Origin of the sequence: Paraglaciecola sp. 20A4 (genome assembly GCF_011378905.1) — a bacterium.
Taxonomy (GTDB): Bacteria; Pseudomonadota; Gammaproteobacteria; order Enterobacterales; family Alteromonadaceae; genus Paraglaciecola.
The window spans coordinates 1-24,136 of the sequence record NZ_WTPY01000009.1; the positions used below are offsets into that span (position 1 = coordinate 1).

Annotated in this window: 19 protein-coding genes; 6 read left to right on the forward strand and 13 right to left on the reverse strand. The window is 38.0% G+C overall.

From position 1 onward, the window contains the following. Positions 1–110 precede the first annotated feature (110 nt). The 9 genes from GQS54_RS10905 to GQS54_RS10945 form a co-directional block, all read right to left on the reverse strand. The gene (locus GQS54_RS10905) at positions 111–1,166 is read right to left on the reverse strand and encodes a hypothetical protein (RefSeq protein ID WP_166424020.1); all 1,056 of its coding nucleotides are present in this window, start codon (positions 1,164–1,166) and stop codon (positions 111–113) included. A 190-nt stretch (positions 1,167–1,356) separates the two neighbouring features. Continuing rightward, positions 1,357–2,235, reverse strand: coding sequence for a hypothetical protein (locus GQS54_RS10910; protein WP_166424021.1), 879 nt, complete (start codon positions 2,233–2,235; stop codon positions 1,357–1,359). A 207-nt stretch (positions 2,236–2,442) separates the two neighbouring features. Then, on the reverse strand, positions 2,443–3,303 hold the full coding sequence (locus GQS54_RS10915; RefSeq protein ID WP_166424022.1) for a glycosyltransferase family A protein: 861 nt from the start codon (positions 3,301–3,303) through the stop codon (positions 2,443–2,445). Positions 3,304–3,313: 10 nt separating this feature from the next. Next, positions 3,314–4,420: a hypothetical protein gene (locus tag GQS54_RS10920; protein WP_166424023.1), complete on the reverse strand. Its 1,107-nt coding sequence runs from the start codon at positions 4,418–4,420 to the stop codon at positions 3,314–3,316. Between the two features lie 43 nt (positions 4,421–4,463). Further along, positions 4,464–5,918, reverse strand: coding sequence for an oligosaccharide flippase family protein (locus GQS54_RS10925; RefSeq protein ID WP_166424024.1), 1,455 nt, complete (start codon positions 5,916–5,918; stop codon positions 4,464–4,466). Positions 5,919–6,017: 99 nt separating this feature from the next. Continuing rightward, on the reverse strand, positions 6,018–7,331 hold the full coding sequence (locus GQS54_RS10930) for a glycosyltransferase (protein ID WP_240919905.1): 1,314 nt from the start codon (positions 7,329–7,331) through the stop codon (positions 6,018–6,020). Between the two features lie 250 nt (positions 7,332–7,581). After that, entirely contained in the window at positions 7,582–8,163 is a 582-nt protein-coding gene (locus GQS54_RS10935) for an acyltransferase (RefSeq protein ID WP_166424026.1), read from the reverse strand. Further along, complete coding sequence (locus GQS54_RS10940) at positions 8,160–9,380, reverse strand: TIGR03087 family PEP-CTERM/XrtA system glycosyltransferase (RefSeq protein ID WP_166424027.1); 1,221 nt, start codon at positions 9,378–9,380, stop codon at positions 8,160–8,162. The genes GQS54_RS10935 and GQS54_RS10940 overlap by 4 nt, the downstream gene beginning before the upstream one ends. A 233-nt stretch (positions 9,381–9,613) precedes the next feature. After that, a complete protein-coding gene (locus GQS54_RS10945; RefSeq protein ID WP_166424028.1) occupies positions 9,614–10,846 on the reverse strand; it encodes a hypothetical protein in 1,233 nt (410 codons plus the stop codon). A 72-nt stretch (positions 10,847–10,918) separates the two neighbouring features. Between GQS54_RS10945 and GQS54_RS10950 the strand changes: the two genes are divergently transcribed. Next, complete coding sequence (locus GQS54_RS10950) at positions 10,919–12,250, forward strand: O-antigen ligase family protein (RefSeq protein ID WP_166424029.1); 1,332 nt, start codon at positions 10,919–10,921, stop codon at positions 12,248–12,250. A 2-nt stretch (positions 12,251–12,252) separates the two neighbouring features. Continuing rightward, entirely contained in the window at positions 12,253–13,458 is a 1,206-nt protein-coding gene (locus GQS54_RS10955; RefSeq protein ID WP_166424030.1) for a right-handed parallel beta-helix repeat-containing protein, read from the forward strand. A 90-nt stretch (positions 13,459–13,548) separates the two neighbouring features. On the opposite strand, the gene xrtA is transcribed toward GQS54_RS10955, so the two are convergent. Genes xrtA through GQS54_RS10970 form a run of 3 tightly spaced genes read right to left on the reverse strand, consistent with a single transcriptional unit; the run spans position 13,549 to position 17,335 of the window. Further along, positions 13,549–15,045, reverse strand: a complete 1,497-nt coding sequence (gene xrtA / locus GQS54_RS10960) for an exosortase A (protein ID WP_166424031.1) — start codon at positions 15,043–15,045, stop codon at positions 13,549–13,551. 32 nt (positions 15,046–15,077) lie between these two features. Next, entirely contained in the window at positions 15,078–15,920 is an 843-nt protein-coding gene (locus GQS54_RS10965; RefSeq protein ID WP_166424032.1) for an XrtA system polysaccharide deacetylase, read from the reverse strand. 2 nt (positions 15,921–15,922) lie between these two features. Further along, positions 15,923–17,335, reverse strand: coding sequence for a TIGR03013 family XrtA/PEP-CTERM system glycosyltransferase (locus tag GQS54_RS10970; protein ID WP_166424033.1), 1,413 nt, complete (start codon positions 17,333–17,335; stop codon positions 15,923–15,925). Positions 17,336–17,507: 172 nt separating this feature from the next. On the opposite strand from GQS54_RS10970, the gene GQS54_RS10975 reads away from it, so the two are divergent. From GQS54_RS10975 to GQS54_RS10990, 4 genes are read left to right on the forward strand one after another with little or no spacing between them, the layout of a single operon-like run. Further along, positions 17,508–18,143, forward strand: a complete 636-nt coding sequence (locus GQS54_RS10975) for an XrtA/PEP-CTERM system exopolysaccharide export protein (RefSeq protein WP_166424034.1) — start codon at positions 17,508–17,510, stop codon at positions 18,141–18,143. Between the two features lie 23 nt (positions 18,144–18,166). Continuing rightward, the gene (locus tag GQS54_RS10980) at positions 18,167–19,747 is read left to right on the forward strand and encodes an XrtA system polysaccharide chain length determinant (RefSeq protein ID WP_166424035.1); all 1,581 of its coding nucleotides are present in this window, start codon (positions 18,167–18,169) and stop codon (positions 19,745–19,747) included. After that, positions 19,744–20,640, forward strand: coding sequence for an XrtA-associated tyrosine autokinase (locus tag GQS54_RS10985; RefSeq protein WP_166424036.1), 897 nt, complete (start codon positions 19,744–19,746; stop codon positions 20,638–20,640). The genes GQS54_RS10980 and GQS54_RS10985 overlap by 4 nt, the downstream gene beginning before the upstream one ends. Then, positions 20,640–22,247, forward strand: a complete 1,608-nt coding sequence (locus tag GQS54_RS10990) for a hypothetical protein (protein ID WP_166424037.1) — start codon at positions 20,640–20,642, stop codon at positions 22,245–22,247. The genes GQS54_RS10985 and GQS54_RS10990 overlap by 1 nt, the downstream gene beginning before the upstream one ends. Here GQS54_RS10990 and GQS54_RS10995 read toward each other — a convergent pair whose 3' ends face one another. Next, on the reverse strand, positions 22,248–24,008 hold the full coding sequence (locus GQS54_RS10995) for a monovalent cation:proton antiporter-2 (CPA2) family protein (protein ID WP_166424038.1): 1,761 nt from the start codon (positions 24,006–24,008) through the stop codon (positions 22,248–22,250). Positions 24,009–24,136: the final 128 nt, after the last annotated feature.

The window sequence follows — 24,136 nt, forward strand, 5'->3', positions numbered from 1 at the left end:
CATCCCGATCGAGATAGGGAGAGCGGGCGTTTAGCGCCCGGCCTGACACCGATTATTTCTTAATGTCCAACGTATGAGAGACCACTAACATTAAGGCATGACCTTATATTTCATCTAAGGCGTAATTTTTTGTAAATTTTAGTGATAATATATATACCCAAAAGAGAAAGGTGTATTAGAAAAATACCACTCAATTTGAAATAATCCTGTACTGATAGAGGCGATTTTTCAATAACTTTATAACTTAAATTAATATTATCAATCCCTAATTTATCATTAGCTATTAGAACGTCATCTTTGATTTTAGCGGTGAAAAGCTCAGCATTAATCTTATCGAAATGAAATTTTTTATCAGACTTTAACCAATGCAATTTGTGCTTTATCAATTCAAATAAAAGGCTTTTCACTCTGTGGGTGTCAGGAAGTTTATTAGATAAACGGTGAACCGCAACTAAGTAATATACTTGTAGCATATTAAAAGATTCATTCTGTCTTTGGTACAGCAATGCGCTTTTTAGCAACTGCGAGTCACCATTCAAATCTAAAATATTTAAAATGTCCGCTAATAAATTATTTTTATAAAAACTATTCACATTAAACTCTCTCACGAGAAGGCTATGTGAGAATACCTCCTGCCAGTTTAGTATGTTTTTGAATGTATAATGTTCATAAGAAATTTCACTCTTCAAACTTTCAACGGATAAGCATGCATGATCATAATCTGTCAAAATCGAAACCGAATTGGGATATTTTAAACCTTCTGAAAAGTTACTAACGGCTAAAGAAACTGGACTTCTAACATATACGAGTATCAAAATATTATCCGAGACTAATAACAACTCATTTTTTAATGTTTGTAACTGCTCTTTATCAGAGCACCAAGATAAACCTTCTGTTGAAAGCATGACCCTGTTTTTTTTACTATTTTTTATATTGGCGATTAGTAGAGCAATATCTAACTTATAACTTCTGTTTTCATCATACCAATTTTCTTGTTTTAATAAAAAATATGAGTTTCCATCTTCCCTATAATCCCCGTTACCAATATGACAAACATAGTCGACGTCAATCAGTTTCGCTCTATTGTCTGACATAAACTGCTGTATTGTCGTAGTTCCGGTCTTGTGTAATCCTATGTGTATAATTACTTGTTCTTTTTTTAACATTAAAATTTTTTACCGTCTGCTTCTCATTTATTCTATCAGTCTATATTAAATAACTGATATTATTGGTTAGTAAAGATTATCAATTTCCATTCACTTCAGAAATACTGAAAGGATGCCGAAAATGAACTAATTTATTTTAAATTTTGAGTTAAATAAAATTATGTACTCTATATTAAAAAATATAATAGTTCTATTTAGTTGTACTAATTGGCCATCCAAATTTACTGAGCATATTCCTAATTTTCTGATCATTAGCATTATTTTGTACATTACTGGTTAATAGACTAACTTTTTGTGAACTAGGCCAACATATTGGTTTAAAATATTTTTTAGTCTTTCGGGTCGTACTTCCTTTCTTTCTCGCCATCCAAAATAACCAAATATCATCCGCCATGGCGCACTCTTTAAGAAAAATATCATGACAACTCACTAAATCGTCTAGGCTGTATGGGGGGTAAAATACTCCGCCAGCTCCAACGGCAAACCCTAACAGACCGTCTACATTTTGTTGCTTATTTCTAACCCAGTCGTTATACGGATTGATACTATTAGAAAACTTATTAAACGTAATTTCATGTGTTAAATAACTGATAATTTCACTATCGATACCATTATATTCATTTACTAAATACTTCAGCCACCAAGGAGGATAATAGATGTCATCGTCGGCAGTGACTATGAAATTATTTGGATATTTTTTTATACAAGGAATTATTTTTTTATATGGGCCTGTATCTTGAGTTTTAATTATATCGAATACAGTACCCTGCTCGTTAACTATACCCCGAAGGTTTAAGATCTCTTCAGGTATATAGTTAAAATCTTCATCGGCAACCCATAGTATTATTAAATTCGGGACAACTTTTTGTTGAATTAGAGATAGTATTGTAGGAAAAAGAGTTGCAAATCTTGGTTTGTAAGATGTTAATGATATAATTAGGTCTTTAGGAAGTTGATGTAATTTAGCTTCAACTTTATAGCTTGAAAAAAATATAACCTTTCTAATATAGATTTCCGAAAGGAATCTATTACTATACCATTCAAATTTTATTTTCATATTAGTTAACATTTATGCCCCTTATTATTAGGCGTACTAATACCTTGCGATATTGCTCTGTCAGGAAAATACATTAAGCAAGTCGAATGGCTAGATCGATTAAGCATGCTTATTAATTTCCAAAGGAAATTCTGTAGAGTATTTGCAAGGCTACCAATATAAAGATTTTTTATATTTTAGTTTTCATAAAGCCAATAGGTATCAAATTATTTAATATTTTTATTTATAGGATGCCCACTTACTCGCAATCCAAGAGCTAACAAAGCGGTATCTTTCGATAATAGCCTCCGAAATATGAGTATTCCTCTCATACTCTATAGGAATAGAAAATGCCCCTAAAAATTTACGGTCCATATTTTTACTACCAAAAGGTATCTTAGTCCTAGATTCATTCTCACCAGTATTTATCTTCCAGCAAACCAATGGCCGTACTATCTTCTTTAACGGATAGCCTAATGTAATCATGTAACCTCGAACAGCTATATGATCGCCTAACACTTGTTCTAGGACATAAGGATCGCAAGCGTTCATAAATTCTTCATGCGCAACCATCGGTTGCTTATATTCTCTGTCTAAAAATAGCGCTTTTGACAACACCTTAGCCGACAAAATTAAACTACTTCCACAGTAACGATTAAAGCCATACTTCTCCTGAGCTTTTCGATTAAACATATCTAATAGATAGCCTCTTTCAAGCCAGTATCCTCCATGAGAAGGTATCTGTGGTAGATTGTCCAAGTACTCCACACAATCATTACGTACAAGATCATCTGCATCTAAAAGAAAGAAGAATTCTGGGGCGATTTCTGTATTTGCAGTCTGTATTGCAAATGCTCGCTTTACCCCTTTATCCAGCAAAACCTCTTTCCTATTGTTGGGGAGCGGACAATCAATGGGGCAAAATCGTACTTTAGAATCAACAACATCAATTTCAGGTATTTCATTGCAACCAATGTAAACTTTAAAATCATCGTTAATCTGGTTAAGTAAAGACTCTATTGTCGCTTTAAGTAGTTGAACAACATGGTTATAATTTTTTGTAGAATTTGGGTGTCGAAATGCAACAATAAACGCAATCATTAGTTGACCTTTATATTTTTAAAATTAAATACTGTTTTAACTTATCGCTTACTCGTAAATATAAATAAACGATAAAATTGACAGAACCCACTAGATATAAATAAGTGCTCGAACAACTAGTCGGTAATATAGATTTTTCACAAGCAAATAAATAACTAGATGCAACACGTTCAATCTTTACTCTCCATAGCTGCGTATCACTGAATTCTACAACTCTGTCTCGATATTCATCCGACATTAAATAATTAATCTCATTTAATTTAGCAACTCTAAGCCCACGTTCTTTAAAATATTTAAATGAAAATGAATATTCAGAACATGCAAAAGGAATTTTATTGTAAATAAACATTTGAGCTTTAGTAGGAGGCTTAAGATTATGACCAAAAGAATCCATTTTGGTATCAAAAGCGGCCACACAGTGCCTCATTAATTTATCTTGTTTCGCCTCTGACCATTGCTCTACCAAAACGTTTGATATGCGCACGGTGTCATAAGATACTTTTTCGATAGAATATTTATAACCCATTTCGCAAATATTTTTTTCAAGGTAGTTTTCGTAGTAAGGCAATTTTTCTAAATCAGAAAGTACTCTAATTTTAAACTCAGGATTATTATCACTAATATATTTTACTAAGCTAGGAATATATTCCAAGTGACCAACCCATAAGATTTCTTGCCGTTTGTCTAATTCCCCGTTTTGCTCAACTTGATACTTTAGGTAATGTTCAATAAAGAACTGTGGACCATTTGAAGCCTTGGAAATTAGTTTTCCTAACCTGTCATTATGAAGAAGATACCCTGAGAATAACCGTAACCGTGCCTTATACAGCCAATATACATAAGAAGAGTGAAAAATATCTACAGGAGCATAAAGTACTTTTTTTCCCCTTTCTGATTGTTTTATCAGCCATTCCACTTCTGGCATCAATTTCACGACAATAATAAAGTCAGCTTCAATATGCGTGTCAAAACTCCCAAACTTCTGAACTCTGACACCTTTTTTTAGCAGGTAATTAGCAATGTCTTCTCCGACCCAATCGCTTGATGGAAGACCAACTAAAGGACCAATAGCTATGCTTCCTTTAAACTCCTTGTTATTTTCTCGTTCGATATCCATTTTTCGCCTGAATAAAATTGTTATTATTTATAGAAGCTAATATTTAGCGCCTTACAAGCTTAACTATGTTACCTAAATAAGACAAAAATAAAGTGCACTCATAACGTTGTCTATTTAGATAAACGAATAACAGCAGGAAAAATGAGTAAATAACAGCGAAAATTGAGCAACCCATAACCAATCTCGCAAACCAGTGTAATGTTGTAAAATCTATATTATTGATCCCTAAAATAGAGATGACTGAAGCCAAAACAGGTAACGAAAACAAAATCAGATCAGAAGGTCTAAAAAGCTTATATTTCATTTGAAAGTAAGTACAAAATATAAACAAACTAACAAACGAAATTAAGACCCTATACTTGGAAAAACTTTCCAAGTCACTACCAATAACCATATATAAAATACCTAACGTAATGACCGTCATACACACTTGATAATACACAATGGGTTTATATCCACCTTCTGCCAATACATATTCTGAAAGCACCTTAAATATAACCCCAGGAATCATTATTAATGCGAGAATTGGCAATATATATGCATGAGCAATCCACTTCTCTCCTAGCAATAAAAGTACAATATCCTGATCAAAATACGTCATTAAAATCGTTAATGGTACGACCAATGAAAGCAGTATGAACAAAACGGTATTTAATTGATAAGGATGAAAATCATCATCTCGTAAGGCGGATGAAAAAGTTGCTAATATAGGGTCAGTAGCAGGTGCAATAAGTTGAGTCAAAGGCATGCTAGCCAGACTTTTGAATAGTGAATACACCCCTATCATCTCCAAATTAAAATATTTTGCGACCAAGATCGAATCCCCTTCACCTCTTGCATAGCCGATGATGCCATTAGCTACAACCCATTGAGAAAACTTCATCTGATGACGGACGTTGGTCAACTTAAACTTTGGTTTGTGACTGCAAATAAAATGCGAGATTATACTCGGTAATAAATACTGTAAAACTAAACCAACTATCATTGCCCAATATGTTCTCTCAAAATAGGCAATCAGCAATACTACGATAAACGATAATATTTTAGAAAAAACATCAATTTTAAATAAGGGTTTGTAATTTAAATTACGGGCCATAATCCAAACCCCCGGATTTCCAAAACAACCCACGATAAGAATGATTGAAAGAACGCGCAACGGAGTTTCTATTTCGGCCTTACCCATAACATCAGCAATGTATGGCGTAAAAATAAAAAATATGAGCCAAATAGTGCCCTTTATAAATATATTGAGTGTCCATGCAGTATTTATTACATCATCATCAACTTTTTCGGATCGCACAATATATTGCTTTGCGCCAACATTACTTAATGAATTGAATAAAAATACAGCTAGTGAACATATTGCTACTAAACCAAAGTCTTCGGGCGTCAGGATACGGGCAAGAATAAGCATACTGATCATGCCTAGGCCTCTTTCCACCAACTTAGTAGACCCTGTATATATAATACTTGATACTGTTTTGCCTGTTAATGACATCTTGGATAAACAGCCTTATTGTTTGAGTCTTTATTCAAAACCAATCGGTAAAAAGATATCATGTTGATAGCTAACCAATATGACGTAAAACCACTTAACTCAATCATTTATTTGGACATTAAGAACGCATTTTTTCAGCTCTGAGTAGCTACAGTCATAATCAGACGAATTATTTTCTAAATATGCCATTCCATGTAAGTCATTTACTTTGATACCTAGATCAGTTCTCCAGGGACGATTTTGAGATATTTCATATTTTTTAATCACATCTCCCATCATTTTTGTACCAACTTTGCAATTCCGGTTTTGCATCACATATAAATTAGGATCCATCTTTTCTCTATTTGATATGATTTTTTCATATTTCTCTTTAAAATTTATTTCATCTGCAAAGAAACCTGTCATTGGATTAATAAAGTCGTATTGTTCACCGTAATTATGCCCTTTGCGCATTATCACTGGTGTGCCACAAAACATTCCTTCAATAATGGCTCGATTGTTTCCTTCAAATTTGGACCACAATACGTTTACTTTAGCCCGTTTCTGTAACTCAGATACTTCTTGAGGGGTAATGGATTCATAAATATCAATATTTTTCTCAATACCATTTAACATTGCAAGATCGAGTATTTGTTTTTTAGTCATATCAACAGGATAACCAACCAATGTGATTTTTATACTGGGATCACTCTCAATGAGTGATTTTACAGCTTTAAAAAATGCATTGTGTCTTTTAAACTTAGCCCATGCGGCAACCATCAATATATCAATGTCCCGATTATCGGTCATTGGCGGCACAAAATTATTATGATTGATAAACCAGCTCGGTCCGACTTCAATTGGAATAAGATTACTATCTAGGCTTGCTATAAATTTTTTGTCTCGTTGCTCATAGACCTGAAGAAATATCGGAGCATTCACCAATGTGTAAGCAAGAATATTTTCTTCACAAAACCCTGCCCAACTTGGCTCTAAAATAATATTGAATGACTGGGCAACTTTTTCGACATCAAAAAAACGTAAAAACAATGGGAAATAATAACTGTAGTTAATTATTAGCGCACCTTTTTCATCACCATTAGGGTTTTTCAGTACGGTAATAATACCATCAAGCATAATCTCTGGGTGTTTAAAGAATTTTTTGGTGTTATTCAAGGGAGGTAATTCATTAATGAATTTACGACTAATTTCCTGTCCAAGATGAGGATTTAGCTTAAAATAATATTGAGCGACTTTTAGTCCCAGTTTATCGCTACCTGCCCACCCACTCCGATAAATATTGCTCGCGACTTTAAATGCTAAACTGTGTTTATCTAGTTTTTGCAACATGATAATCGCACCATGGCAAGCGACGACCAAAGGATACTTGAGATGATTATAATCGTACTTAATGAACTCAATAATACGGTTCATCAGCAAGTTAATCCTTAATTTTACATTCATTATCGATAAGTCCTAATATTAATGATAAGTCATCTTCAGTGCAGTATTGTACTCTTTGAAATGACTGAGGATGGTATTTCTCTGATGGTTAGTTTTTCTTTAAATAAGACGAATATATCGCTTTCTCGAGTTATCGGTAGTTTTATGCGTTGAGCATAGTTGCCTGTAACACTAGTGTTATTCCATATGATTTATAGTGGATTCTCTCGAAATACATTCATTAACATCTGCTTTTAATCACTCGAGCAGGATTTCCCGCCACAATAGAAAAAGGTGGAATCTCAGAAATTACGACTGAGCCAGCTCCCACTACGCTATTAGCCCCGATATTCGCCATGATCATAGCACCGTTTCCAATCCAACAGTCTTCGCCAATGTTAATTTTTTCAAAGCTTCCTGATTGTTCTTTAATAGGTATGTTCAAATCGTCGAAGTTATGCTGCCCTTTACCGCTCATTACATGGACACCACTTCCGATTAGAGTATGTTTTCCTATATGACATTTCCCGATATTACATTGCGGACCTATATAAACACCTTTGTCGATATCAGTATCTCGTTGAGAAAGTAATACCAGAAACGAAATCACCACATCAGGACTACACGATGTCAACGTGAACCGATAAAAACCAGCACGTAAATAAACCCCAACCTTACCTGGTAATAAGCTCAGTAACTGACTAAAGCTAGAAAACACCGCGTCCTTATTTAAAACTATACTGATCATTAGACAGATTAGTGTGAAGGGAGAAATAAGCAGTGCGCTAACAATATAGAGCATGCGTTTAATATTACGTTTCATTTATTTATTACCGGCGATGCTAAAAGGTCGACAATAGGACTTAACTGCCCCTCCCACGAGTACTGTTGTTCTATCAAACGTAATGCTCTTTTACCAATATCTGCAGCCAGATCTTGGTTTTCGGATAAGAATATTATTTTTTCAACGAAATCAGACGCGTCAGAGGCAATTAATACATCTTTTCCTGGAGTGCAATTAATGCCCTCAGCTCCCATCGGAGTAGATACTACAGGCAGGGCACACGAGAACGCTTGCAACACTTTATTTTGAACTCCCCGAGCAAGACGGAATGGGGCTATGAAAATATCAGCAGCATGATAGAAAGGTAAAATATCGTCCACAAAACCCGTAACTTCGATGCCTAGCTTACCTTTAAGAGCTAATACTTCGTTGTTGGGGCTCATACCGGCGATAATAAATCTCGCACTTGGATACTTATCAATAACACTCTGCCAGCAATGGTTTACAAACCATACAACAGCATCCACATTAGGTTTATAATCCATCACCCCCGTAAACAATAGAACAGGAGCTGCATTAGCTACGTGAACTTTCGGGGGAAAGAATGCTTTAGTATCCATGCCATTGCCGAGCACTTGCATATTGTCCAAATCAGCAACCTGACGTTTGAATAGCTCAACCTCTGCTTGCGCTATCAAATAGCACACTTCAAATTCGCTGGCTATTTTGAATTCAAATTGAGAAACCAACCTATGCTCGCGATGATAAACCCAACTCATAGGGAAGCGACTACTATTTTGATATTGCGCCCACTTATCGGAATCTACATCCATAAAATCCATAATTAACAATGGATGTTTAGTTGCCAATTTTAAAACACTACTTTTAAAAATATATTCTGCCATAGAAGATGCAGTACAAATAATGGCATCGACCTTATGGGTCGATATAAATTGATCGAAATCGGTTTGCAAATTTTTGCTGTAAAAATTAGCTACACTAAGTGATTTTCCCGTAAGCAAACCCCGTAGCAGTCTAATTGGTTTAGCGCTTAAGGAGAAAGATGAGATTGATTGACAAATACCTTGCTGACCTAGCGAGGAAAAATACCCTAACTCTTCTTCGTTATCATAAGGAGAAAATAAATGAATTTCATGGCCCTGAGACGCAAGAAATTTCACCTGGTTAAACGTCCGAATCTTCTCCCCTTTATTTGGTGGGTATGGAACTCGGTGAGACAATACAACAATATTCATATTTATGGGTCTAATTTCATGTTAATGAGTTACAACATACGGACTTAAATAGCGGCTTAGTTATCAAAAAACTAATCTTTAGCTGCTGAAATTATTTGTCATTGGAACCGAATTATCCTTTTGAATATTGTCTCATAAGCGAACGCAAATCCAAAAAATTTATATTACCCCAAGATCAGGTGAATGCATGGATCGATTTGGCTCACAAAGACGTAAAAAGTTGGCCGGTCAGACTAATTATTTTTGTTAATATTGATTTTATATACCCTAATTATCGGAGCGGCATCAAACTTACTTCTCGTTTTATCTTCTTTGGCGAAGACTACATAAAGTAAATTGTTCTCTGCGTCATAATCAGAGCCACTAATATAAGGGTTTGAGTTCGATGTATCAAAAAAACCATATTGATAGGGTTTAATTTGGTAGGGTTCTTTCTTGCCTAATTTGACGGCTAGAAATTCAGACACATCGAATAACCAATAATAATTATAGCTATCAAGTGCTTCAAGTGAGCAAGGACCTCCGCATTTCCTACCATTATCCTGAGTGATTTTGTAGCCTATGCCCGAGTTATGACCGCCGGACTTACCAAGGACAAAGTAACTTGAAGTGCCTGGTATAATAAACCCATAAGACGCAGAAGATAGTTCTGTCCATAGGTCATTCCTACGAGACTGATTGTATTGATCAGGTACTATTGGATGTTTAATACTAAAATCCATTAAGTCCGTTGTAGCAATGAGTTTTGACTTCTCTTCATTATTTAAGGCTTTATCGAAATCTACGGTGAACGCACTTGGCCCTATACTTAGTCGTGAATTGATTGCTAAGTTGCTCGCATTGCCAACGAGGTATTTAGAATTAAGAGGCCCCTGCCATGCTTGAGGAATTTTACTAATCCAACCAGCAGCGTGAGCTGCGCCGTGTAGTTGGTAGAAACCATCTATGTCGCTTTCAGCTAAATTGTCAGGATCCCTAATGACCAAGGTTGTATCTCGGACATTTACATCAGCGTCATAATACTCCATGCCATTAACAACTAGCTGATTTTCAATTTCAGCCATACCGGTAACACGATTAACTTTCTGCGGATTACCTGATTTAGCGCGTGAGAAAATGCTGCTAAAAGCCTGTTTAAATTTAGCAACATGCCATTCACTAATTTTTTTCGATGTACTGATTTGCGGTATTTCAAATTCAGCAACCGCTTGATGATGAGCATGTCCAATCATAAAGAAAGAATTCGTAGACGGGCGCAATGCAATTACCCCTTGGGAAAACGATATTCGTGATATCCCCTTTGTTGAAAGTGGTAGCCTGAAACCACCAATATACTCAACCGATTTTGCAGTCTTATCAAATAAAGGTGGCGCATCAAAATTTTCTGCGTAACTAAACCTCGATATGAGTACAATCACATACATCCATACAGGAACCTTGTTAATCTTTTTTATCAAGACTTTCATTTAGAATTCATTTGATGTCAAAATGGTTTTTGTCGTTTATTTTAGTCTTTTGTATCATAAGTTAGGTATTAAATGTTAAGCGTTTTACTCTTTCTAGGCAGTTTTATCAGTAGTTTCGCACTGTCGTTTCGCCATGCTCCAATATTTGCTTTTGTATTGTATCAAATGATTTATTTCTTCAACCCCCAAAATCGATGGTGGGGTTCGCTTGTACCGGATTTAGGCTATTCATTTTTTTCGGTAGCTTTTATGGCTGTTATTTTGCTCATTAACTGGCCAGAAGGGCAGAAAAACAAATTAGCTCAGCTTCCCTCATTTCGCTGGTTGTACGTTTTTGTTGCTATTTATAGCGCCGTCTATATTTGGTCTTCTTTTCCAAGTTATCATATTGACGCTTTAATTCCGTTAGTTAAATCGGCCATAATTATGAGCATTGCTTTTAAGTTGTGTAATAGTCCAAAGGCCTTGGACTATATGTTATATGGCTACGCTGCCGGTGCAGCTTACCTAGGCTACTACATATTTCAGGTAGGCAGAAATTCCGGTGACCGAGTTGAAGGTATTGGTATGGTTGATTCGCCGGATGCGAATGGTGTTGCAGCAGCATTAGCGCCTGCGGCTGTGGCTTGTCTATTTTATTTTTGGCGCAATAACCTAATCAAACATAAGCTACCATTTATTATTGCGGGCGCTTTTATCGTTAATGCCCTCGCATTGATTAATAGCCGCGGCGCTATGCTCGGACTCGCAGCAGGAGGCGCTTATTTTATGTGGCGATTGTTTTTTGCTCCAGTACAACGTAAAAATCAAAAACTCACTGTCGTTTTCATCACATTAGCAGGGTTAGCTAGCCTAATTTATGTTGCCGACACAAGTACCATTGAACGAATATATTCTATCTCTGAAGAATCTGAAGTAGATGAAACTCGCGAAACCGGTGCAACACGTATGATTTTTTGGGTCGCGGCAATGGATATGGCCAAAGATCATCCTCTCGGTTTAGGTCGTGGTGGATTTGAGATGAATGCTCCTTTATATATTCCGCGTTATATCAATACTGGCCGCAGTCGCAATCGAGCCGTTCACTCATCATGGTTTGAAGCGCTTTCAGAAGCAGGGTATTTGGGGTTATTGGCCTTAATAATGATCGTTATCTCAAGCTTCCTAATGACAAAAAAATGCAAAAAACTACTTACCGCACCAGAGCTTTTAGACGATTATTTCAAAGTGATTTGTATTGAGTCCATGCTTATAACCTTCGTTATTACTATGAGTTTTCTCAACAGGATGCGTGCAGAAATTTTTGTTTGGTGCATTTTATTTGTTGCTTGTGCATACAATGTTTATTACTTACGTAAACTTCACTTAAACAGTGAGCACACCAAAAAACACGTTGAGGGTTAGGAATGAACTATAACTGGCTTAGTAATACGAGTAACGCATTCCAATTAACAATCAGACAAACGCAAACTCAGCTGGTAAGCACTGATTCATCAACATCACTCAATGGAAAACCTAGGTTGTTAAACCATTTATTCAAAAAGCTCGTTAGCGTCCGTCAACTTTTTTTGATTTTTACCTTAGTGGCGTTGCCATTTTTGGCATATGCAGATAACACTGAAAACCGCAGAGAAATTAACGTTTCAGATGTTCCTATGTTGTACAAAGCTTTAAAAGCTGCAAATAAAAACGGCGAAGCGGATATAAAACTGGCGCCCGGTATCTATCAATTGACGAAAACGCTGATTATTTCAGCCCCTCATATTAGCCTTATTGGTGACTCAGCTAACCCAAAGAGTGTTCGGATTGTTGGTTTAGGGATGCGTTCTCGATCGCAGGTAGAAAATGTGATTAGGGTAACGGCCAAAAATTTCACGCTCGATGGGGTGACTCTCTCGGACGCCGGAAATCACTTAATTCAAATAGCGGGCGAATATAATGCTGATTTCCCAACGCTAAAAAATTGTATACTACAAGACAGTTTTCAACAGCTGGTAAAAGTCTCCTCAAGTCAAAAATCTGAACACGCTAGTGATTACGGTATCATCGAGAATTGTGAATTCAGATATACCCAAGGCATAGGACCGAACTATTATATAGGCGGAATTGACGCTCACGGGTCTCGTGGATGGATGATTTCAAATAATGTATTCAGAGATATTGCTAGCCCTGATAACCGCCCAGCGCAGTTTGCGGTGCACTTTTGGAACGGTGCAAGCAACAATACCGTAGAAAATAACACTATTATCGACTGTGACCGGGGTATTGGCTTTGGTTTAAAAGGGAAGCCAGCTTCTGGTGGTGCAATTATCAATAATTTAATCGTGCATCAAGACAATGCGGATCCAAGCGCAGACGTCGGGATATTGTTAGAGCAATCACCAGACACGCAAATATTAGATAACAGAATTTTTCTAAGCCATAACTACCCCAACGCAATAGAATACCGTTTTACCGACACCATCAACGCAGTGATAGTAGATAACATCACGAACAAGCCCATTCGAAAACGCGATGGTGCTACCGCTCTGTTAATTGATAATAAAAGGGTAAAAGACGTTTCAAGTATACTCACCGCCGATGAACTTGCTTTGCTGGCACCGCTAAAATAAAATGGCTGTTTACCTCCCCTAGGCCAAATCGCCAGCTTTAGACCACTACGAACGTAATGCGAACGTAATGGTCTACGAGGTATATTCTTTTTACTTGGGAAACATCTGATTAATTGACGAAAAGGTGTCAATTAACATCCGATGGAACAGTTCTTTGTCTTTTTCTAATGAGCTGTACTCGCTCTCTATCGAGAGCATGACCAAACCACTTCCAGTATGCTGCCCCAACATAATTTGATAAATTTCGTAGAGCTTTGCGACGTTTTTGTTGGTAAAAACAGTTCCGTCAATAACATACCAATACCCAAGTAAACGAACATTACGGGAATTTACAATTTGACTCACTTCAAACGTCAAATCATTAGGCCCACGTGCAGAATATGTTGATTCTAACGTCCAAGATTCTTCGAGATACATACGATTAGCGTAACTAACCAGCTCTCCGTGTCCTTTTGGGTACCAAACTGTATAAAGATCGATCTGGTTCCCTTCGAAATCAAAACTTGTTTGCTGTTTATCAAAATAATCAACGAACTCTGGCTGCCAAGACGTTGACGCACTATAGCTAGGTATAACGAGCTTATGTAGTTTCTGTGGTGTAGATTCGGCGGATAATTGCCCGAGAATAATTTGATACCAACTAAGTGCCGCTAACGCTATAGCCGATATAGCAACACAAGCTTTGATATAGTCACGTCCCGACGTTTTATTTACCGGAACATACAGTGGTTCAGAAACGAGTTCCGATGATTTCTCGCGAATTAACTCACCCAACCCAATCAGGCAGACAATAACCAAACTAAAGAAAACCCAACCATATATTAGATGATCTGCACCAACTGCATGTTCCATATTGGTTAAATGGCCGGTCAAGATAATACCAAAAACACGTATCGCATTAGCAATAATAGGGAAAATAATCGAAATTAAGACAAAAATAGATCTACGAATACTAGATTGCATATTCATATATGCATACAAGGAGCCGATAACAATTGACGCTATAAAGAAGCTGATCCCTGAACATGCTTCAGCTACAAGAAAACGTCCTTCAGGAATTTCAATATACAAACCGCTCCTATAAATAGGAACATTTACCCACTGCAACATCATAACTGAGAGATCGGCTGTTACTTCTTGTAAAACAGGAATAAGCTCTTCGCCGATGGGTATGCAAAAGAGAATAAAAAACAAAGGGAATAAAATCTTTTTTGCTTGTTCATTGCCCAACAAAAACCACACGCTAAAGGGTAAGAATGTAAAAGTGGCAACGTGCATAAATAATTGTACACCACCTGACAAACCTAAGGCATAAAGCCCACAACTAGCTATACAGAGTATTAATACCCAATAGTTAGGCTCAACGGCTGATAATGCGAGCTGGTCTCGCTTCAAATATATAAAATATACGCTGGCAGGAATAACAAAAAGGCAATGGTTAAACGTGTCTGTAATGATCCATATATCAATAGCAGTGGTGATACCTTGCCAAAATAAAACAACCCATAAAACTATGATGGCAAATAAAGACACGATGCCATTTGTTGAATGCCGTGTTTTAAAATCACTGTCTTGAACATCATTCATTGAAAAGACTCATTTATTATCCAATACTCCCGTTATTTAGGCGAAATATTGTAAACATCTTTCATAGTTCCCCATGAAAAATCACTTAGTAAACGCTCAAGCTTGCCTTCGGTTTTATTTAGGTTGACGTAATGTCGAAATCTAGACTTCAGAGGGGCATTTGACATCCGCGGTTGGTCGGCGTCAATCTCCCATGGATGGAAGTAGAATGAGTAAGGTTGTTTTTCTCTTTTTAAATATTTGCTGATCAACGTTTTCGTCAAGGTATAGGGGTATAAGCGGAAGTAGCCTCCCCCACCGATAGGTGTTTGCTTGCCCATTACTTTTAATGTAGGAATAGGAATTTCAATAATACCTTCTTTACGCTTGTACGCAAAACGAGGCCAGTCTGGCGTTCCATACAGATCATGCTTAACGGGATAAGTACTTGAGCTATATTGAAATCCAAGCTCCGCAAGCACCTCAAATGCCCACTCATTGTTGTATCCTATAGAAAAGCTAGGCGCACGATAACCTGTTAAAGACTCACCGAGTAAGTCTTCTAAATGATTTTTCGAACGTGTAACGTCTGCAGTAAATTGTTCCCGAGTTTGTTCTGTAGCTCGCCGATGGGCATAACCATGACTTGCAATCTCATGGCCCTGAGCATGGATGTCTTTGATTAATTCTGGGTAACGTTCCGCTACCCAACCTAATACAAAAAATGTTGACTTAACATCGTGTTTGGCAAATAAATCAAGCAACTTACGGGTATTGGCATCGACTCTAGGCTGATAATCTTTCCACTGCTCTGGAGAAATAATTGATTCAAAAGCAGAGACATGAAAAAAATCTTCCACATCTACCGTCATCGCATTTAGCACGTTCCCAGACATCCCTATCTCCCCTTACCAAATAACACGACTTCAACCGTACGAATCAGAATAAGAATATCTAACATCAAGCTCTGATGTTTAACGTAATATAAATCAAACTTCAATTTCTCCATAGAGTCTTCAACACTTGCGCCATAAGGATAATTAAGTTGTGCCCAACCAGCTAAACCAGGCTTCACGTTATGTCTTTGGTTGTAATAAGGGATTTCACGAATAAGTTGCTCAACAAATTGCGGGCGTTCTGGTCGAGGTCCAATAAAAGACATTTCCCCACGAAAGACATTGAGAATCTGAGGCAGTTCATCAATACGATACTTACGGATAAACTGACCGACTCTGGTCACGCGGTTGTCATTAGTTGTCGCCCACTTAGCGCCATCTTTTTCTGCATCAGGTCGCATGCTTCGAAATTTAATAATATTAAATAATTTACCGTTTAGACCAACACGCTCCTGCTTATAAAATACCGAAGCCTTTTGACCACTGTTATCTTCAAAATAAATTATAATTGCGGTAAGCAACATAAATGGCCACGCCAGCATCAATACCAAAAAAGCCAGAACGCTGTTCATACCATAATCTATCGCGTCACGAAGATAGTTTTGCGAATTAAAACCGTTAGAATAAATTACCCAGCTAGGATACATAAGGTTAACCACTATCTGACCTGTCTCTCGCTCCATAAAATCAAGCAAATCTGTCACTTCTACGCCTCGCAGACGACAGTCAAATAATATTTCTACGGGTAAGGTTCCACGCCTTTGATCGCAGGCAATAACGACTTCATCGATATCGTTATCTGCGATAAAATTACGGAAGTTTTCATCAACTTTCACATGAACCAATTTCTCATTTTGTATTCCCTCTTCGCGGTTATCACCAGGGATGGGAATAAAACCGACCAATTCGAAGCCAAAACGGTCCACTTCACGGCGCATGCGTTTCTCTATAATAGATGCACGTTCACCAGCCCCAATAACGACTATTTTAGTTTGCCCAAGACCAAGAAGACCTAAACGATTAATGAAGTAGCGAAAAATAACCAAGGCTACAATGCATAGTCCAGCTGCGATAGGCAAAAAATATTGATGCAAATCGATATAGGTTAATACGGTGTTTCCCAGTATCTCCATAACGAAGTATCCCAACGCGACACTGACAAAAATACGCCTGATAATACCTCGAAATGTTTCACGTAATTTAGACTCATATAGCCCGACAGACAAAGCAGATACAATGACTAAAAATGTGAATAACCCGATATAAAGTGATATATCACCCGCACTAGGCGTAGCAGATGAGGTAATATCACTGACGATGCCCAAGGTTAGATATAAAATATACGCTACGACTGATGCTTCTAATATCATCAATATGTTTGAGCGCCGGACTTCCTTTCGATTAACAAAACTCATTAATCTTTTTCCCCTATTTGCAACGACTTAGTCATTTACTATTTCTCAAATTTGTATATGCAGCTGAGACGAACTAACTTTTTATTATTGTTCATTATTTTATGTTTTGAAATATGTCTAAACCTTGTTACATTGGCGTTCGATGAGTTCAACACACGGAGCTACAATTTACATGAAGACTAACAAAATAGCATTCTTCAATTTACTATTTCTATCAATATTAACCACAGCGGGATGCTCAAGCAATAACACCAGCCTCCCTAATGCATCAACGTACCCGTCTTTAACCACTTCAGTTGACAACTACCAGTACTTAATTGGCCCAGGCGATACTTTGTCTATATTTGTTTGGCGTAACCCTGATATATCAGGGACATTTATTGTCCGTCCCGACGGAAAAGTCACGACATCTCTCGTAGAAGACATCGAAGTGACGGGGAAAACGCCGTCAGTTTTAGCTCGCGAGCTCGAGGAGTCTTTAGGCAAGTTCATTAACAGCCCACGCGTGACGGTAAGTGTAACAGGCTTTGCAGGCCCCTTAAGCGAGCGAGTCAGGGTTATTGGAGAGGCGACTAATCCAAGCACAATAAATTATACCCAACATATGACATTATTAGATTTAATGATCTCTGTGGGTGGATTAACAAGTTTTGCAGCGGGTGATAGTGCTAAACTGGTGCGCACAATTGATGGTCAGCAAAAAACATTTGCCATCAAAATTGACTCCCTTATTCGTGACGGAGACATAGCACAAAATATCGATATTTTACCTGGCGACATTATTATTATTCCTGAAGCTTGGTTTTAGTCGATATATATACGGACATTTAAATGCAAGATTTACACAAAACGATTGAGCTTTTGCTTGATTACCTAAGAGGTGTTTGGGTAAAAAAGCGCTACGTTATGATTTGCACTTGGCTAATTTGCCCGCTTGGTTTTGCCTACGTAGCATCAATGCCAGATACTTACCAGTCTCAAGCACGAGTTTACGTGGATACTCGTTCTGTTTTACAGCCTTTGTTGCAAGGTTTAGCCATACAGACTAACCCACAACAAGAAATCTCAATGATGGTGAAGACATTATTGAGTCGACCCAATCTCGAAATCATTGCTAGAGAGTCAGACTTAGACGTGACTGCTCTCACGCCGGAAGACTACGAGAATATGATCTCACAGCTAACGGATAACATTAGATTGCGCTCAGCTGGACGAGATAATCTTTATACGATTTCTTATTCGAATAGTGATCCGCAAATGGCTAGAACGGTTGTTCAGGAGACATTAGATTTATTCGTTGAAGGCGCCCTAGGCAGCTCAAGAAAAGACTCAGACTCCGCAAGTCGCTTTATCGAAGAGCAAATTATAGATTATGAAAATCGCCTCACGTCTTCTGAGCAAAGGGTTGCAGACTTTCAAAGAAAGTATGCGTCTTTATTGCCAAATAAAGGCAGTTTTCATGAAAACTATACGGAATTGAAGATCTTATTAGAGCAAACTGAATTAACAATTAAAGAAACTGAGCAACAGATTAAAGCGCTATCTGGGGAATTACGTGGCCAGAATTCTCAAATCGATAGCTTTGCCGTTAAACCATCAAACTCCGATTCAATTCTGACAACTCGTTATGATGCTCGCATTAAAAGTATCGAAGAAAGACTCGATGAATTATCCCTTAAATATACCGACTTACATCCTGATGTGATTGAAGCCAATAATTTGCTTGAATCTTTACAGAAATCACGACAGGAAGAAATTGATGACTATTTGTCGAATGTCTCCAGTGATGATCCAAGTAGCTCATTAGGTGCATTATCTACGGAAATTCGTATAGAGATATCTCGTCTGCAAAGCTTAATCGCATCTCTGGATGTTAGAAAAGATAACTACAAAACCAAAATTGAAGACTTAAAACAAAAAATTGATTTAGTACCGCAAGTTGAAGCTGAATTTATGGCCCTGAATCGTGATTATGGAATTACTAAACGTAAATACGAAGAGCTGTTATCTCGCAGAGAGTCTGCGGATTTAGCGCAAAAAGCAGATGTATCGTCTGAAGATGTGCAGTTCAGAGTTATCGATCCCCCTCTAGCCCCCTTGGCACCAACTGGGCCAAATAGATTGATTGGATACACCGCAGTGGTATTTCTGGGATTCACAGCCGGTTTAGTAGTCGCATTTTTAATCAGTCAACTTAATCCTATACTCATTCGAGGGCGTCAACTAACGGCTTTAACCTCTTACCCAGTGTTAGGGGTGGTTTCTCATCTTAATGTAAAAGAGATCCGTAAGACAAATAGGACGCGTATCCTTGTGTTCGCTTTGTCGTCGGGTCTAATTTTACTAATGTATGGGGTATTGGCAGCCACTGAAATCCTGCAAATTGATTTGTTATCGAGGATATTGGCATGAATACGATTGAACGTGCACTCTCTAAACAAGAGAAAAACAAACAATCACAAGCTGAGCAAGATATTGGTACTCAAAAAGCTACCGACAAACAGCTCGATGCTCAGCAAAAAAAGAACATAGCCTCAGAGTCTTCCAGCGCACAAAAATCTCTGCAAGTCCCGTCGAGTATCGAAATAGATTTAGCGAGAATGGAGGAGAAAGGCTTTGTTTCAACTAGCAATAAACGCAGATTGATTAACGAAGAATATCGCGCCATAAAGCGCAAAATTATCGACAACGCTTTCGGCCCTTTGTCAAAATCACTTAACAATAGCAATATTATTATGGTGACGAGTTCACGCCCAGGCGAAGGCAAAACGTTTACTGCCGTTAACTTGGCATTAAGTATTGCTTTAGAGCAGGATAAAACGGTTCTTTTGGTTGATGCAGATGTACTCAGGCCAAATGTTATGCGCACCTTGGAATTGCAAAACCAGCAAGGTTTAATGGAATATTTATTAGGCGAAAAAGCGGACATAGCTGAGGTAATGTGCCAAACCAATGTGCCCAATTTACGCATAATACCTGCGGGCAAATCTCACCATTTATCCACCGAACTACTTGCCAGTGAAAGAATGTACGATGCTGTTCAAGAATTTGCTAATCGTTATCCGGACCGACTTGTAATTGTTGATACTCCACCATTGCTTGGTATTAACGAAACGGCGATTTTAGCCAACTTGGCAGGGCAAGCCATTGTTGTTGCTGAAGAGGCAGCAACTAAAATATCTGATATCCAAGAAGCAGTAGGCCATTTGAATCCAGATATGGCCATAGGATTCGTGGTTAACAAAGGGCAAAAAGTAGATCGCAAAGGAACAGGTTACGGTTATTACTACGCGGGAGCTAATTAGTGGCATTTAATACGGCACCAACAGCACGAAATACGTTATTAATCGCAGTAGCAATCGCTTGTGGAAGTTCTAGTACTGCACGTGCTGGTGACTTGCAAATTGCTCCGTCAATTACAACTTCTGGATACTATTATAAGACAGATATAGGGCAGACCTCAGGAGAAAATACGCAAGCTATTGCAATTAAACCGAAACTGGTAACGATTTATAGTGGACGCAGATCATCAGCAGCTCTTGTATTAAACAATACCACGGTTGAGCAAAACAGTGATTTACCCGATTCAGATAAAAGCTTCACTGAACTAAGTTATAACTCTTCACTACAAATTATTGAGAAAGTACTCACCTTATCAGTTAACGGTGATCGCAGTTATCGCTCGGTAGATTCTACCGAGGGACTAATTGCAGATAAAATATTGTCTAGCGGCGAATTAACCAAAGTTGCTAATGATGCTATTCAATTAAATTTTATGATACCCAATCCAAAAACTATTGGTCTATCGTTACAAAGTGGATTTTCAAAGACCAGTTCAGATGAGACGCTCGCCAGCACAAACGGTATTGATGGCGAAAATACGTTTATCAATGCTCAATTGTACCAAGGTAGAGATTTCAAAGGCTTCACTTTCCTTTTAGGAACACAGTATTACGATACTAAACGGGATACCGCTCAAGACTTTACGTCCACCCTTTCAAACGCTCGTATTGGCATTGATATCGCAAAAGATATTTCATTCGTGCTAGTGGGCTCAGACAGTGAATATGGATTAGATGAAAGTGGTTTCAGTGCACAACGGCAAAATTTGGATACCACTAGTTACGGCGCTGGTTTTGTATGGCAACCTCATGATGAAAATAGCATAGAGATTACTTACAACGAATTAGAACAAGGCGACACATCAACTCGCTATATTGGAATAGAGACCCAGTGGGCGTTCTCTAGTCGTACAGCAATGCAGTTTTCCTATGGAAAACGGTTTTACGGTGATGCGTACTCTTTTAACTTAGATTATAAATTAAAATCCTTTAGCACTTCTGCAACATACAACGAAGATGTAACCTCCTATTCACGTTTAAGCGTTACTGAAGGCCAGAGTAGCCTATTTGTTTGTCCAATTGGCTCTACCGAATTCGCAGATTGTTTCCAGCCCTCCTCTTCTGGTTATATCCTACTAGCAGGGGAAGAGTTTAGAAGCTTAAATAGCTTCACTACTGATATCACAGACGAAACGCTATTTCGTAAATCAGGACGCATTAACTTCGGTTACGATAAAAACAAACTCAAAGCAGCATTTAGCTTGGGCTATAATACAATAGAATATTTAGAATCTAATCGTGAGCAAAGAACCAACTCAGCATCCCTATCACTCTCTTATCAATTGGGGCGACGTAATACAGTAGGTTTATCATCAAGTTATTCAACAAATGATTACAGTGATTCAGACCGCGTAAATGACGTGTTAAATCTTACTGCAAGCTTCAATCGAGACTTGAGTCGTCAGCTCAGTATGGATGTATCTGCGCGTTATGTTAGGCGTGATACCGAAAGCGATGCCCGTGATTTAACAGATTCTCGCTTAACGGTAAGTTTTGCATACCAATTCTAATTAACGTTCAATCCCTTTTTCGTCACGCTCAAAAAGGGATTGCAACTCTGATTTACCCAGTTCGTTTATATCGATCATTTGCTGTAAATTTAAGTTTTTAATCGCACTGATTTCCACCAATTTACTGTCATGTTTCGCAAAAACGTCGACAGTTCTTTCAGCCTTCTCAGGATCGAATCCATAGGCCTTCAAAAGTAATTCAGCGGCATCGAGACCAGCGGGAAATACCTCACGTACATAAGTGTTCACCCCAATCCTCGCATAATTCATAACACTTGTTCGGTTGCGTGCCCGAGCAATAATTTTAATATCTGGGAAATGCTCACGTACCAAGTATGCAATTTTCAATGCTTCTTGGTCGTTATCAATAGCAATGAGTATTATCTTTACTTTGCTTATACCTGCCGTGCGCAATAAATCTAAACGACTTGCATCACCATAAAATACTTTACTACCAAACTTCTTTAGAAATTCAATTTGATCGGGATCTTTATCCAAAGCAATAAATGGGATTTTGTTTGCTGTTAAGATGCGGGCTGACACCTGTCCAAAACGACCCAGCCCAGCAATCAATACTTGAGGCTCTTTTTCGTTAGGCTCTGAATCATAAACGGCGGGGCAATTTCTACTGTTAAACCAAATACTATGCAGAATTACCAGCGGTGACGTCAATGCCATAGAAATTCCGACGATAAGGGTAACTTGCTGTGAAATAAGAGTCTCTATTACCCCCGCTCCAACCGCCTGAGACATAACAACAAAAGCAAATTCACCACCTTGAGACAACATTAAGCCAATGCGAACAGAGTCAGTAACATTCTGTTTTGCCACGCGAAGTATAGTGTAGATAACTAAACCCTTAACCAAAACAAGTACCAGACTTGCTCCAAGAATAAACAGGGGTTCGGAAACTAACAGATCCAAATTTAAATTCATTCCAATCGCGATAAAAAATAAACCTAAAAATAACCCTTTGAAGGGTCCAACTTCCATTTCTAACTGATGTTTAAAGCTCGAATTAGCAAGCAGAATACCGGCAACAAACGCCCCCATGCCCATAGACAATCCGGCCTCCTGCATACCTAAACCGGTTGCAATAACGATAAGTAGCGCAGAAGCGGTCATAACTTCGGCGTTGCCATAGTGAGATATCAAACTAAGAAACGGATTAATTAAGAAACGGCCTACAACCAGCACTATGCACAGGGCTAACACACTGACCCACCACGCTGGTCCGGTTGCAACATCCCCAGTCGATAAACTCTCGACCAAGAGTAAAATAGGAATAACAGCGACATCTTGCATCAACAATATTGAAAAGCCCTGCTTGCCTGGCGGTGTCTTCAATACATTGTGTTCTTCCATTAATTGCACTGCAAATGCAGTGGAAGAGAGTGCCACAGATATCCCTATTATCAAGGCAGTTACAGGGGATAGTGACAATATCCAAAAGCTCATCATACCGATAAATAGGGAGCTAAATAACAGTTGAGATCCCCCAGTCAACATGATTTTTTTACGCATATTCCATAATTGTTTAGGGTCAAGCTCTAAGCCAATAATGAACAATAAAAATACAACACCAAGCTCAGCAACATGCAATATTGTTTCAGGGTCATTAACCCAATCCATAACCGATGGACCAATCACAACCCCAGCCACTAAATAGCCAAGGATTGCGCCAAGTTTTAATTTTCGAAATATAGGAACAGCCACTACAGCCGCTAACAAAAACACAAACGCTGAGCCCAATAAACTCATCACCCTTCCCTAAAATCTTACAATGCTTAGATCATACCAGAGCCCAGGCCCATTACATATTAGCGTTGTCAAAACAACACGTAGTAAACAGCTAACTTTGTGCTCGTATTTACCTGGCACTGCTATAC

Excerpts from the sequence above, each read along its gene's own strand:
- GQS54_RS10905 (WP_166424020.1), bottom strand. The coding sequence starts at position 1,166 with ATGTTAAAAAAAGAACAAGTAATTATACACATAGGATTACACAAGACC.
- GQS54_RS10910 (WP_166424021.1), bottom strand. The coding sequence starts at position 2,235 with ATGTTAACTAATATGAAAATAAAATTTGAATGGTATAGTAATAGATTC.
- GQS54_RS10915 (WP_166424022.1), bottom strand. The coding sequence starts at position 3,303 with ATGATTGCGTTTATTGTTGCATTTCGACACCCAAATTCTACAAAAAAT.
- GQS54_RS10920 (WP_166424023.1), bottom strand. The coding sequence starts at position 4,420 with ATGGATATCGAACGAGAAAATAACAAGGAGTTTAAAGGAAGCATAGCT.
- GQS54_RS10925 (WP_166424024.1), bottom strand. The coding sequence starts at position 5,918 with ATGTCATTAACAGGCAAAACAGTATCAAGTATTATATATACAGGGTCT.
- GQS54_RS10930 (WP_240919905.1), bottom strand. The coding sequence starts at position 7,331 with ATGAACCGTATTATTGAGTTCATTAAGTACGATTATAATCATCTCAAG.
- GQS54_RS10935 (WP_166424026.1), bottom strand. The coding sequence starts at position 8,163 with ATGAAACGTAATATTAAACGCATGCTCTATATTGTTAGCGCACTGCTT.
- GQS54_RS10940 (WP_166424027.1), bottom strand. The coding sequence starts at position 9,380 with ATGAATATTGTTGTATTGTCTCACCGAGTTCCATACCCACCAAATAAA.
- GQS54_RS10945 (WP_166424028.1), bottom strand. The coding sequence starts at position 10,846 with ATGAAAGTCTTGATAAAAAAGATTAACAAGGTTCCTGTATGGATGTAT.
- GQS54_RS10950 (WP_166424029.1), top strand. The coding sequence starts at position 10,919 with ATGTTAAGCGTTTTACTCTTTCTAGGCAGTTTTATCAGTAGTTTCGCA.
- GQS54_RS10955 (WP_166424030.1), top strand. The coding sequence starts at position 12,253 with ATGAACTATAACTGGCTTAGTAATACGAGTAACGCATTCCAATTAACA.
- xrtA (WP_166424031.1), bottom strand. The coding sequence starts at position 15,045 with ATGAATGATGTTCAAGACAGTGATTTTAAAACACGGCATTCAACAAAT.
- GQS54_RS10965 (WP_166424032.1), bottom strand. The coding sequence starts at position 15,920 with ATGTCTGGGAACGTGCTAAATGCGATGACGGTAGATGTGGAAGATTTT.
- GQS54_RS10970 (WP_166424033.1), bottom strand. The coding sequence starts at position 17,335 with ATGAGTTTTGTTAATCGAAAGGAAGTCCGGCGCTCAAACATATTGATG.
- GQS54_RS10975 (WP_166424034.1), top strand. The coding sequence starts at position 17,508 with ATGAAGACTAACAAAATAGCATTCTTCAATTTACTATTTCTATCAATA.
- GQS54_RS10980 (WP_166424035.1), top strand. The coding sequence starts at position 18,167 with ATGCAAGATTTACACAAAACGATTGAGCTTTTGCTTGATTACCTAAGA.
- GQS54_RS10985 (WP_166424036.1), top strand. The coding sequence starts at position 19,744 with ATGAATACGATTGAACGTGCACTCTCTAAACAAGAGAAAAACAAACAA.
- GQS54_RS10995 (WP_166424038.1), bottom strand. The coding sequence starts at position 24,008 with ATGAGTTTATTGGGCTCAGCGTTTGTGTTTTTGTTAGCGGCTGTAGTG.